General features: G+C 38.9%; 13 protein-coding genes and 1 riboswitch. All 13 genes read right to left on the bottom strand.

All coding sequences use genetic code 11. The annotated features are described in order from the left end of the window. Positions 1–3: 3 nt before the first annotated feature. On the bottom strand, positions 4–1,206 hold the full coding sequence (locus AB8P06_RS03170) for a cell surface protein (RefSeq protein WP_369837765.1): 1,203 nt from the start codon (positions 1,204–1,206) through the stop codon (positions 4–6). Positions 1,207–1,220: 14 nt separating this feature from the next. Next, the gene (locus AB8P06_RS03165; protein WP_369837762.1) at positions 1,221–2,357 is read right to left on the bottom strand and encodes a YncE family protein; all 1,137 of its coding nucleotides are present in this window, start codon (positions 2,355–2,357) and stop codon (positions 1,221–1,223) included. Beyond that, positions 2,354–4,333: a TonB-dependent receptor plug domain-containing protein gene (locus tag AB8P06_RS03160; protein WP_369837759.1), complete on the bottom strand. Its 1,980-nt coding sequence runs from the start codon at positions 4,331–4,333 to the stop codon at positions 2,354–2,356. Before AB8P06_RS03160 ends, AB8P06_RS03165 begins: the two co-directional genes overlap by 4 nt. 155 nt (positions 4,334–4,488) lie before the next feature. Continuing rightward, positions 4,489–4,673: riboswitch (cobalamin riboswitch) on the bottom strand. 233 nt (positions 4,674–4,906) lie between these two features. Further along, a complete protein-coding gene (locus tag AB8P06_RS03155; protein WP_369837756.1) occupies positions 4,907–5,860 on the bottom strand; it encodes a transporter in 954 nt (317 codons plus the stop codon). A 12-nt stretch (positions 5,861–5,872) separates the two neighbouring features. Beyond that, entirely contained in the window at positions 5,873–6,925 is a 1,053-nt protein-coding gene (locus AB8P06_RS03150; RefSeq protein WP_369838380.1) for a cytochrome-c peroxidase, read from the bottom strand. Further along, a complete protein-coding gene (locus tag AB8P06_RS03145; RefSeq protein WP_369837753.1) occupies positions 6,918–7,745 on the bottom strand; it encodes an MbnP family protein in 828 nt (275 codons plus the stop codon). Before AB8P06_RS03145 ends, AB8P06_RS03150 begins: the two co-directional genes overlap by 8 nt. Positions 7,746–7,857: 112 nt before the next feature. After that, positions 7,858–8,226 (bottom strand): hypothetical protein, encoded by a 369-nt coding sequence (locus tag AB8P06_RS03140; protein WP_369837750.1) that lies wholly within the window; start codon positions 8,224–8,226, stop codon positions 7,858–7,860. Between the two features lie 3 nt (positions 8,227–8,229). Beyond that, the gene (locus AB8P06_RS03135) at positions 8,230–8,904 is read right to left on the bottom strand and encodes a superoxide dismutase (RefSeq protein WP_369837747.1); all 675 of its coding nucleotides are present in this window, start codon (positions 8,902–8,904) and stop codon (positions 8,230–8,232) included. 78 nt (positions 8,905–8,982) lie between these two features. Further along, positions 8,983–9,723: an SCO family protein gene (locus tag AB8P06_RS03130; protein WP_369837744.1), complete on the bottom strand. Its 741-nt coding sequence runs from the start codon at positions 9,721–9,723 to the stop codon at positions 8,983–8,985. After that, a complete protein-coding gene (locus AB8P06_RS03125; protein WP_369837741.1) occupies positions 9,656–9,931 on the bottom strand; it encodes a YHS domain-containing protein in 276 nt (91 codons plus the stop codon). Before AB8P06_RS03125 ends, AB8P06_RS03130 begins: the two co-directional genes overlap by 68 nt. A 166-nt stretch (positions 9,932–10,097) precedes the next feature. Beyond that, positions 10,098–10,460 (bottom strand): hypothetical protein, encoded by a 363-nt coding sequence (locus AB8P06_RS03120; RefSeq protein ID WP_369837738.1) that lies wholly within the window; start codon positions 10,458–10,460, stop codon positions 10,098–10,100. 321 nt (positions 10,461–10,781) lie between these two features. After that, positions 10,782–12,743 carry a heavy metal translocating P-type ATPase gene (locus tag AB8P06_RS03115; RefSeq protein ID WP_369837736.1) on the bottom strand — a complete coding sequence of 654 codons (1,962 nt, stop codon included), beginning with the start codon at positions 12,741–12,743 and terminating at the stop codon, positions 10,782–10,784. A gap of 44 nt (positions 12,744–12,787) precedes the next feature. Then, positions 12,788–13,207: a Fur family transcriptional regulator gene (locus tag AB8P06_RS03110; protein WP_369837734.1), complete on the bottom strand. Its 420-nt coding sequence runs from the start codon at positions 13,205–13,207 to the stop codon at positions 12,788–12,790. Positions 13,208–13,218 lie beyond the last annotated feature (11 nt).

Genomic DNA, 13,218 nt, shown 5'->3' with positions numbered 1-13,218 from the left:
TTTTTAATGAAGATGTAAATCATAAGCTCCGCCTACTTCTGTAGAGACTTCGCCCAGCCAGCCGGCTTCCTGGTTGATTCCGGTGTATACTTTCACAAAGTCAATACCCGGAAGCTTTACATAATTCCCATTATGATCAACCGCCCAGGAAATATCGATATCAGAAGCTTCATCATTGTTCGGGGCATTATCCGCATATCCGAAGTCATAGGATTTCCCTACCCAATAGGAACCGTTCCCGCTCTGATCATAAAAATTGTCTTTCATTTTTGTCCCCGTAAGAACATAAGAAGTCTCTGAAATCCATAGTGGGTAATAGCTCTGAGCATGGAATGCATTTTTAGTTTTAAAGCCGTTATTCCCCAGGTTATCCTGCCATTTGAGATATTCTACATCAGCCTGCCACGAATCGGCTCCGGGAACAGCCGGTTTATTTTCATCCGGTTTGAAATAGGTGATGCTGTAGTTCTTAACCGTTGTATTTTTAAAATATTCACTTCCGGCTATTTCGTACCATTCGTTATCATCCGGTTTTCCGTTTTTATTCTTATCATAGGCAACCATAATGATTCCCGGTTCGCAGGATCCGGAACGCGGGTCATTTGCATTATTTCCCCAGAATGCATTTCCGAGGATTTTAAAATCCTTTCCGCTCATATTCGGAACCGTGTGATCAAAACCGAAGACCACATAACCTCCGAAACCACCTAATGTGATCATCGTAGGGTTAGAACCTACCAAAGATTCTTTGGCTTTCTGAAGCATCTGGCTGAAGGTATTTCCTGCTGTATATTCAGGCGTTTCATTCATAAACTGCCCCACTGCAGGGCGAAAGTCAAATACATTGGAAATATATCTGCTGTAAGTTCCGGCTTCCTTCTTTACTACAATAGCGGATGTATAAGTTTTCACCGCTCCGTTATTTTCAATTTTTAAGGTAAGTGGATAGGTTTTAGCGTAAGGACTGATAAAATCCAGCTCAGCATTTTCAGAAATAATAGAATCGGCAATACTCCAGGTCAGTTTACCGGCTGCATTCGGAGCAATATTCAAAACTTTAAAGCGGTCAACGGTATAAGAACCTTTAAGGCCATCAAAAGGCAGATCTCCGCCGTTGATATCATCATCGTTTTTACAGGCTGTTATTCCTGTTAAAAGAAAAGCCAGTGCGGTAGTTTTCAGAATGTTTTTTATGTTTTTTTCCATGTCTGGGATCAATTTTATTTATACAAAAAGGTAAAGTGGGCCGGGATATTTCCGCCTTCGGTTTTCCATTTGAAATGGCCGTTTTTATCGAAACAATACACAAATCCGGTGGACACGTAGTTCCGGGCATCGGTGAGGTAAATGTCTTCAGTGATAGGGTTTACAGCTATCCCGTAAGGATTTTTTATGGCATCGGCATATTCCTGATCTACCATTTTATTTGAGATGACCTGTTCGGTTTTCACATCGATAATCCCGAAAGATTTGGTGTAAGAATGGGTGGTGTAGTTGAATTCGTTACCGTAATAATAGAGTTTGTCATTCACGATCGTCATTTCACTGACTGCAATATTAAAATTCTTTTTCACCGCTCCCGTAACGGCATCCACAAGATACAGGCTGGAAGGAACCGTATAATAATCTCCTCTTGAAGTTACATACAGGTCTCCGTAATGATCTTTTTTAATATGATGGAGGTTGATGGCAACATCGATCTTTTTGGTCTCTGTAAAAGTATTCAGGTCTACTACTGAAACCGTTCTGTCATAATTGGGAAATTTATATCCGCCTGAATTGGCTACAAACAATTTATTTCCTATAATTTCCATTTCTTCCGGCTGATACCCAACGGTAGCTTCCCGCTCTATGGATAGGGAAACGGTATCGATCTCCACGACTTTTCCGATCGGTGCGTTGGGATCTAAAACTACGGGCCCGGCATAGCTGCTGGCATATACTTTTCCGTCTTTGAAGGTAAGATACCTGCAGTTTTGTAACGGGATGGTTTTAATCCGTTTTGCTGTTTTGGCATCCATCACTTCTATTTTATTGGAGACATTTATCACGGCATACAGCTTACTTCCGTAAATCCGAATATCATTTCCCACATCACCCAGCTCCTTGACCACATTCGGGTTGATTTCCGCATAGATATTCCGGTGATAGGTTCCGGTGGTGTAATCGAAGAAATCCAGGGTACATTTATTGCTCCCCATATTTCCTTCATTCAAAAGGTAAAAGCCTTTGATTGCTGTATTTTCAGGCTGTGCAAGACCTTCTTCCTTTTCTTCACGGGTAATGTATTCGTCTGTTCTGCAGGAGTACAGAAAAATAAGGAGACAGGCGAAAAGACTGATATTTATTGTTTTCATAGGGTAAAGCTTACAATGAGTTTAAAGGTTCTGCCGGGCATGGGATAGTTCAGGACCACATCATAATATTGGTTGAAAATATTATTGACTTCAAGGCTGGCTTTAAATTCGTGGGAGTTCCATTTGATTTTTTTCTGAACCGATAAATCGTGGGTATACCAGGGCTGGATATAATTATACTGTATATTATTCTGCTGCCCGTCATACCGCTCCCCGACATACACAAAACTATAATTGAAGCTCCAGTCTTTATAATCTGCCATCATTGTGAAATTCCCGCTGTGCCATGGTGTATATGGAATCTGATCCCCGAAATAGGATTCACTCCTGTCTGAAAAATCCCTCGCACGCTGATAGGTATAGTTCAACTGTGGCCTCAGGATTACTTTTCCAAAATCTATCTGAGTCTGCACATGAACATCTGTTCCGAGGATTTCTACGCTTCCAAGGTTCAGCATCATCCAACGGAACAGGTTTCCGGTAGGTGCAGCAATGATTTTATTTTCCACCTTATTGAAATAGCCGTCTATTTTGGCATAAATCCCTTTAAAAATTGGGCTTTTAAATGTTTTTTCATAAGTAAATCCCAGGTTATACTGATTGGTAAATTCAGGTTTAAGTGCCACATTTCCGATTACGGTGTAATACAGGTCATTGAAAGTAGGCATTCGGAATATTCTTTTGTAAAAAGCCCTTATGGTAAGATCCCTGGAATCAAATGGCTGATAGGATAAAAATGCTGACGGGGTCCATTCTGTTTTATCAGGAGATTTTGAATTTTTTTCTACATTTTCATGAACAAAAGTTCCTAAAACACTTCCTAAAAATTTAAGACGGTTCCATTGATACGTGGTTGCAAAAGCGACAAGTGAAGTATATCGGGTAGGATAAGAGAAATTAGTAAGGTCTGCATCGAGATTATTGTACTGAAAATCTACGCTCACACTGACATCCCAATCGGAAGTAATGGAATACAGATTGGATGAAGAAACATAAGCTTCTCTCTGGATGTATGTATTCCGCGCAGGGTAAGCGGTTTCCGTAGAAAGAGTATCTGCATAGAACGTATAATCGTAGGCAAATTTAGCTTTAAGCTGGGTCTCGAATTTTGGGAAAAGCTTTTTCCGGATGCTTCCCTGAGCAAAATAAGAATTGTCCCTCAGCCGCTGCCCTCTTCCTCCAAAACGGTTATTGACAATCGCTGCGGGAATTCCACGGTCAGACAGGTATCCGTATCCTCTTACGGTCCAGCTTCCGTCTTTCATCTCACCGTGGATACTGGTTTCAAAGCGTTTTGAAGTAATATCGGAATCAAACCTTTTGGCAATGGTGTCATTGGCTATTTCACCATCAGGGTATTTCTTTTTATACCTGAATTTGTAAATACCGTCACTCTGCAAAAATTCAGAACTGAAACTCGCTGAGATTTTCTCAGAAATTTTCTGCTCTAAACGAAATGAAGGATTAAATAGATCAATTGAAGAGTTTTTAAATTTCAGTACCAGATTGGTTTTCCTGTTTCCTTTAAAACCGGGAACTTTAGGCTGTAAATAAATGGAACCTGAAGACCCGAAATCTTTAGCCGGCTGGAAAATCTCACTTTTCTGTCCGTTATATAAAGAGATTTCCTCAAGGTCATCAAGGGAATATCTTCCCAGATCCACCACTCCGTTTTGTGCATTTCCGATCTGGATTCCGTCATAAAAAACACCTACATGCTGACTTCCCATACTCCGGACATTCACGGTTTTCAAGCCTCCGATTCCGCCATAATCTTTGATCTGAATTCCCGCAAAATAACGCAAAGCATCTGCCACAGACTGGCTGTTGAGCCTTTCCAGCTGCTCACCTGATAAAACCTGAGCCGGAAGAATCTCTTTAAAATTCTTTTTCTGAATGCTCACAGGAATGATCATCTGTTCCCTGATTGTGTCTTTCGACTGGGAGCAAAAGAGTTGTGCTATTACCACAAACACTGTGATAAAAGTTTTATGGTATCGTAAAGTATAATTTGTCACCATTAGCTCATTGGAATAATGATAACGCTAATGGATATAAGAAAAACAATGATAAGGCACAGTTATAGCTGCACAGAATCATTATTGTCCTAAGCTTTATTCCACGAAAGCGTCAAACGTTATATCTTCTGGCAGGTCTTCTGACTTACTCCGTTTCTGAAATCCTTCCCATTAAAAAACAGTGGATATATTCTTCAAAAACTTTGGTGTGGAGCTTACAGCAGCGGGTCTGTTCCGGATTTTCACCGGATTCCCTTTTAAGCGCTTTTTATGGCTCACCAGATTGCGGCAAAGATAGAAAATTCCCGACATAAACAAATAGATCTGGCAACAAAATGATTTTCAGACGAATAAACGATGTATTTTGTAATAAAGCATGTAATTTATTAACGCAAAGTTTCATTTTTACAATTGAATATTCTTAGTTGAGCAAAGATTAATCAATTACAAGTTGTTGGGTTAAGCACATTGATAAGCTTACCATCTTCCAAATAAAACTTTGCGTTACATAAATTCAGATTTTTTTAAATATTAAATTCCAAAATTGATAAAAACAGAAAACCGGGATTTGGCTTCAATATCTCCACCGGCCAGTTGAGTATAGACAGGAAGCATTATTTCACTTCCCAGGCTCCATTTTTTATAAACTGCTTCAAAGCCCAGCTTTCCATAGAGCGCACTACCGGTTGTATTCGGTAAGGCTTCGTCAAACTGTTTATTCCGGTCATAAACTTCACCCTGCATTCCGGTTTTACCTGAAAAAATGATATTATCCGTTTTATACAGTTGGTAAAATCCGGTCGCAGCATAATTCCATTGATTTCCAAACCGGTAGTTTTTCTTATTTTCCGTTTTAAGAGTGTAATCCATATTGAAAAGCAGAGCTATTTTATTTTTCTGGTATTTATAATTTAAAACCATCTGATAATCCCAGCTTCCGGTTCCCAACTGGAAACTCGGGTTGAGTCCGGTGATTCCCTTTTCGTCAAATTTCCCTAACGGAACTTTGAGCCCGAAGCCACCATTTAGCTGATGAAACGAATCTTTGGAATTCAATAACTGGTAAATTCCCATCAGGTTTAAATCCCCGACCCCGCTGATTCTGATATCACCCTGCATTGTTTTTTTCTCATGAAAATGAAACGGCAGGCTTGTATAAACGCTCAGCTTCTTGGTTACCGGAATTTTCCCCCACAACTGAATGGTATTGAAGTACTGATCCTGTGTTAAATCTTTTACAAACAGGTTTTCTTTAGCTTTATAATGCTGGGCGAAATACTTGATCCCTATAAACTGAGGGTTCAGTAAAGACTCAAATCCGGACGAACCGTTTCCTGCGGCACAACCGCACGCATCACATTCGTCATTAAATAATAAAACGGGACTGAAATCATGATTCTGAATTTCAATGCTGTCTTTGATCATATTAGCTTTACCCATATTGAATAACAGCAAAGTGAATAATGTAAAAATTATATTTTTCATGTCTTTTATCATTTATTCCGAGAATTTTGGATTGGTAATAAAACTTTTATCCGATAGTGTTTTCAGGAAAGCAATGACAAACTGTTTTTCCTGGCTGTTCATCGGAATTCCCAGATGCCCGTTTTGTTTAAGCAAAGGATCGAGATTTGCATAATTCTCTACTTGATCCGAATAAAAATTAAGTACCGCATCCAAGCTGTAAAACCTGCCATCATGCATATATGGTGCTGTATATTCTACATTTCTCAGGCTCGGCACCCTGAATTTCATCCAGTCATTCTGATCAAGAGTCACTCTGTAGCGGCCGGCATCTTTAAACTGGGTATTGTAGTACATTCCTGTATTCCTGAAGCTTTCATCAGTGAATAATTCCCCGCTGTGACATGAAGCACACTTTTGCTGGAATAAAGCCATTCCCTGAGATTCCTGTGAAGTCAGGGCTTCTTTCCCCTGTTTGTAGCGGTCATACTTTGAATCTGCGGAGATCATGGTAATCATAAATTGTGATAAAGCCTTTAAAACTCTTTCACCTGTTATATTTTCGTCTCCGTAAGCCGCTTTGAAGAGCTTTTTATATTGAGCATCTGGGCTTAGCTTGGAAATGACTTCCGGCATCGAGCTATCCATTTCATTCACGTCTGTAATCGGAATAATCGGCTGCTCATTCAAATTATGAATCACACCGTCCCACATATACCGTTTTAAAAATGCCATATTCTGAATCGGTGGTGCATTTCTGATGCCTACTCTGTCATCCACACCATGGCTCACCGTATGCCCGTGATGGGTAAACGCATTTTCCTGAATATGGCAGAAACCGCATGAAATGGTATTGTTCCGTGAAAGTCTGCCTTCATAAAATAATTTCCGTCCCAGCTCCACACCATTCTTCGTTACCGGATTTCCAGACAAATCAGCACTCATTCCGGGAAAATAAAAAGGAAACTGAAGTAGGTACGCTTCATCTTTTTCCAAAGGCTCAATTACCTCATCCGAACATGATATGAAATTTAAAAGCACAGCAAAACTCCATATTAAGTTCAATAATATCCTGATCTTAGTCATTGTGAACATGGTCTACTTTAAACATTTTGGTAAGGTTATTCGTCACATTGACCAAGTGCGGGCTCGAGCCCATCATCATATCATTTGCTGCAGATAATGCAAGTGAAGTTTCTCCGCTTAAATATTGGTTTAAATCTGCCAGAATATGGATTGAAGGAGTGACAGTTCCCGTTACTCTTGCTGTTGTAGGCAGATCCAATGTAATTTCCCTGTACAGATCAGGCGTATTATTGGCTGAAACATTTCCCATATTTCCGGTGTGGTTCATGAATTCCGTGTCGGCTGAAGATGTTCCGTATTTTCCTTCGAGCTTTACAAAAACATAGCCGGCAGCCCATGACCACGACATCCCTTTGGCTTTTGCTTTGTTCCAGAATTCAGCCTGCCCGTTCTGCCCCAGCAAATAAGCATTTTGACTGATTCCCAATCCGAATTTTATTTTTTTGTAATTGTTTTTAGGAATTTCATTTAAATTCAGGTATACAATTCCTGCAACGGCGTCTGCCTGGTCTATGATAAAAGCCCCTTTATCCGGATTATTATCATTGTATTTAAATTCATTCCCGTTTTCATCAATCAGGCTGATATTGCTGATCACATATTTTAATGCTGAGAACTGATGTTTCTGGCCATCGGAAGAAGTTTGTACCGTCTGATTTAAAACAATATCTCCAAGGTTATTAAAACCGTTTTCAAATTTTATCTGAAGGTTTCCTGAAGAAACATTTTGTGGATCTTCATCATCGCTATTCCGGCATGATGAAAGTGCCAGTAAAGTAGTGGTAATAAGGAATAGCGATAAAAGTTTATAAATTTTCATTGTTGATTTTTTATGTTGAATACATTTTGAATTTGTGCAATAGAAATGCTTTCTGAACGGTAATACATTCAGTTTTCTTTAACCATAAAAGGCAAGATCAAATGATAGTTTCTTAAAAAACCGGAGGCCTGAAAATGTGTTTCAGGAACAGAAATGAGTAATCTGTTTTGTAGGTAAAAATGAAATTTAAAAACGAAAGGTTTCCCGTATTCTGAATTTCCGTGATTTCAGGAAGGATGTAAATATCAAGAATTTTCTGTCCTGAATTTTTTATTTTGTTTAAAGGGGAAGATTCGGTATCATTGGTCTTTGCAAGCTCTTTGCTCAGGTAACATTTTCCGTTACAATGAAGCTCGGGCCTGCTTTTATTGATACACAGAACGTTTGCGATATAATCATAATCTGCAGCATACTCCATAATGGGGATCAGAGGCCTGACCACGATATAAAAAGTAAGGAATATGCTGCAAATTAAGTTCATGAATTATTTTTTGTTTAAAGCATCTTCATATCTTTGGCTTACTGATTTCCAGTTCATCACATTCCAGATTGCCGTAAGATAATCGGCTCTTTTATTCTGATATTTCAGATAATAAGCATGCTCCCAGACATCGATTCCTAAGATCGGAGTTCCTTTTTCTTCAACAACATCCATCAGTGGATTATCCCGATTTGGAGTAGAAGAGACGAATAATTTTCCGTTTTTATCTACAGATAGCCATGCCCATCCCGAACCGAAACGGTCTGCTCCGGCTTTACTCATTTTCTCTTTAAAAGCCTCCATACTTCCGAAAGTTTCATTAATCGCTTTCAATAGTTTTGCTGATGGCTGGGTATTTTTTTCAGGTGTAAGCATCGTCCAGAAAAGCTCGTGATTATAGTGCCCGCCGGCATTATTCCTGATGGCCGGGCTTAATGCAGAAACTTTGGAAAGAATCTGAAATAAGCTTTCCTTTTCCTGCGGACTTCCGGCAATGGCTTTATTCAGGTTGGTTACATAGCCTGCAGCATGTTTTGTGTAATGGATTTCCATCGTCTGCGCATCGATAGAGCCTTCTAAAGCATTGTACGCATAAGGCAACGGGGTCTGCTTAAATTGTGCAAAAGCAAACTGTGCCGCAAAAACTGCAGTTAGTGCAGCTATTTTCATAATCTTCATAATGTTTTGTATTTATGGTTTAACATTTTTTGAAAGGAAGCTAAAGGTTGTCAACGAATTGGCTGAAATCTCTGCTTCTTACTTATTCAATAATTTCTTAATATCTTCAATCAGCTTTTCCCGATCGGGATGGTATTTTCCGGTAAGATTTGTTGTCTTGCCTTCTGGATCTTCATAATTGAGTCCTGAGTAATACAGAATCGGCATATTGTCTTTATTATATCTGCAACGGATGTTCCCTTCCTGATCTACCAGTGCGATCATTCCGCTGTGATTCAGACTTTCACCTTCGTCGTTTTCATCACCCACATAGATATTGAACTGATCTGCAAGGTTTCCGATATAATCCCTGTCTCCGGTAAGGAAATGCCAGTTCGGAGATTTTACGCCTACCCTTTTAGCATGCTGCTTTAAAACTTCGGGAGTATCGTTCAAAGGATCGATGCTTATGGAAATGATTCCAAATCCGGGATCATTGATTTCATCTTCAATTGCTCTCATATTACTGTTCATAATCGGGCAGATGGTAGGACATTTGCTGAAGAAAAACTCCACAAGATATACTTTTCCAAGCATATCGTTATTCGTAATTTTTTTATTATTCTGATCAGTCAGCTTAAAATCCGGAACCTTCATTACTGTATAAAGGTTCTTTTTAAAATAGCTCATTCCGAACCCTATTCCTAAAAAGATCAATGCAATCACAGCAATGGGAATGATAATCTTGCTTTTTACGTTTTTATTTTCCTTTTTATTTCTGGGCATACTTTTCAGGATTTTTGTTGAATTCATTCTTACAGGAAGCACTGCAAAAACCATACGTTTTATTTTTGTAGGTCGCCGTGAATTTTAAATAATCGGCGGTTTTCATATGGCATACAGGGTCTTCGGCATTCACCACTTTTACGTTCTTAAGATTTTCTTTTGGAGCATCCATGCTCTTTTTATGTTTTACTTTAGGCGTTTCCTGAGCACAGGAAAGCAATGATACTGACAGGAAAGCTGTCAAAATAACTTTAGATTTCATTTTAAATATAAATTGAAATTAATAATGGATTTAAATGGGGACAGATTGATTTAAACCAGATTTAATATCAGCATTCATTGACCATTAAGAATATTGAAGCAGCTAAGAAAGCCGAATCTTAATGATTAAAAAATAAATACCTATATTTTTAGTTTAAAATAAAAGTCTAAGCTAAAGGCGGATGGAATATCCGATTAGAAAATTCTGAGAGGTGGAAATTGAGATATCCTCTGTTGTTCGTTTTAATTAAAATATCAGGCTCATTGTTAGGTGAGAATGAAAAAATTTCGTTGGAAAGAAAGACATCTAATCCGGAAATCTTGATGGTTTGAGAATTGTTCGATTGTTTTTCTGTTTTAGCCAGTTCCTTTTCAACATAGCATTTTCCTTTACATGTTGATTGGGGAATATTTCTGTTTTCGCAGAGATTTTTGACTATATAATCATAATTCACCACATAATTCACCAATGGCAATATCGGGCGTACTGCAATGGCAAATATGACAAATATGGATATGAAAAACTTCAATGATTAATTCTGTACTACAAATATACTATTCAAAATGATTGTATGCCTGATTTATGATGAAAGTCATTGATCTTTTTTGGTTGAGCGTTGAGAGAAATCAAAAGCTCCTCTTGAAAGTCAAGAGGGGCTTTTGTGAATATTCTGAATATGTTTTTTTTAAAAGATGTAGGATCGATTATGTTGTGATAAAATTGTTTGAGATTGTTTTTTTTCTCGCAGATTTTGCAGATTGAGCGGATTTTTTCCCTTTTTAGCCTTTTAGCCTTTTAGCCTTTTAGCCTTTTAGCCTTTTAGCCGAAAATTAAAAAAACTCCCCGTTTATTAAAATTTCATTCGCTGTATTCTTACCGCATTTAAAATAGCCAGCAACGCAACTCCCACATCTGCAAATACGGCTTCCCACATGGTTGCGAGACCACCTGCCCCGAGAATTAAAACAACCGCTTTTACAGCGAAAGCTAAAATAATATTCTGCCAGACAATTTTTTTGGTCTGTTTACCTATATTAATGGCCATAGGGATTTTACCCGGCATATCATCTTGAATGACAACATCGGCAGTTTCAATGGTGGCGTCACTTCCCAGCCCGCCCATCGCAATTCCCACATCACTTAAAGCGACGACCGGAGCATCATTGACTCCATCACCGACGAATGCGACGGTTTCATTTTTTGCTTTGATTTCTTTTACTTTATTCACCTTATCTTCCGGAAGTAAATCTCCGTAAGCATTTTGAATTCCCAGAGTATCTGCAACATATTTTACCACTGAAGTTTTATCTCCACTCAGCATGGTGGTTTTTACATTGAGTGCTTTTAATTTAGTGATGGTCTGTTGAGCATCGGCTTTGATGCTGTCGGCAATCGTGAGGTAACCTGCAAATTTTTTATCATAAGCTACCGCGATAAGAGTGTAAACAATGTTTTCAGGTTTTATATCATAAGGGATATTCAATTTATCCATCAGCTTAAAATTCCCTACTAATAATTCTTTTCCGTTGACCGTCGCTTTTAATCCGTGTCCCGCCACTTCTTCTACATTTTCCAACGGGATTGAATGATCGATTTCGCCGACATAATTATGAATGGCAGTAGCTACAGGATGCGTACTTTTACTTTCCAGGGCATTAACCAGGCTGAGGATTTCATTTTTATCAAATTCAGGTTTAAAATCTACTTCCTGTACCTTGAAAACTCCTTCTGTCATGGTTCCTGTTTTATCCATCACTACATTCTGAATTCCGGCAAGGGTATCGAGGAAGTTGCTTCCTTTAAATAAGATCCCGTTCCGGCTCCCGGCACCGATCCCACCGAAATATCCCAACGGAATGGAAATCACCAATGCACACGGACAAGAAATTACCAGAAAGATCAACGCCCTGTACAGCCAGTCTCTGAACTGATAATCCGCCACAAAAAAGTAAGGCAGAAAAGTGATTCCTATGGCTAAAAATACAACAATTGGGGTGTACACTTTTGCAAATTTCCTGATGAATAATTCGGTGGGTGCTTTTTGTGCCGTTGCATTCTGAACCAATTCCAGGATCTTACTCAGTTTACTGTCTTTGTAAGCGGTGGTTACTTTCACCTGACTCACGGTATTCAGGTTGATCATGCCTGCCAAAACAGTCTCCCCTTTTACTTTTGTATCAGGCTTACTCTCCCCTGTTAATGCAGCGGTATTGAATGATGCTTTTTCCGAAAGTAATTCGCCGTCTAAGCCTAATTTTTCTCCGGATTTCAACTGAATGATCTCTCCGACATTTACTTTTTCAGCTTTTACGGTCTGAGGTTTCCCGTCTTTTAAAACGGTCACCTCATCCGGGCGCTGGTCGAGCAGAGCTTTGATATTGCTTTTTGCTCTTGTAACTGCCATGGCCTGAAAAACTTCTCCTACGGAATAAAAAAGCATTACAGCAACTCCTTCCGGATATTCTCCGATAGCAAATGCCCCAACCGTAGCAATTCCCATTAAGAAAAATTCTGAGAAAACATCGCCACGGATAATGCTTTGGTATGCTTCTTTCAAAACAGGAAGTCCCACAGGAGCGTAAGCAATACCATACCAAACGATACGCACCCACCCGCAAAACCATCCGGGTTTTATGTAATTATCTAAAGCGATTCCAGTGATCAATAAGGTAAAAGAGATAATGGCAGGGAGAAACATCTGAAAAACCGGCTGGTCTCCGGTATCATGAGAATGGCCGTGATCATGATCATGCTCGTCTCCTTCATGATGGTTATGCTCTTTTTTAGGTTTTGTACTACAACATTCTTCCATAACTGATAATTTTAATCAAAATTAGTATTAAAGCAAGTGCAATACTATTGCAAACTTTCAAGACAGTTTTCACAGATCCCTTTGGCAAAAAGCCTTATCTCATCAATTCTGAAATCGGTTTGAATATGCTCAGGAAATGAAATATCTTCTTTACAGGTGGTCTGTCTGCATATTTTACAGTAGAAATGGAGATGCCAGTCTTTGTGGGTGCTCTCATCACAACCGTCGTGGCAGAGCTTGTACTTTGTGGTTGTATTTTCCTGTATGCTGTGAACGATTCCTTTTTCTTCAAATGTCTTTAATGTTCTGTAGATTGTGGTTCTGTCAGCATTTTCAAACTGATTTTCTATTTCGGATAATGACAGGGCCATGTCCTGCGCGCTTAAAAAATCATAAACCAGAATCCGCATGCTTGTGGGCTTGGTATTTTTATCAATAAGTTTATTTTCGATGTCTTTTTTCATTTTTATTCTGT

It is taken from the genome of Chryseobacterium tongliaonense (genome assembly GCF_041224435.1).
GTDB lineage: Bacteria > Bacteroidota > Bacteroidia > Flavobacteriales > Weeksellaceae > Chryseobacterium > Chryseobacterium tongliaoense.
Note: the sequence above shows the minus strand (reverse complement) of the source record. Positions and strands in the feature narration are given on the sequence as shown.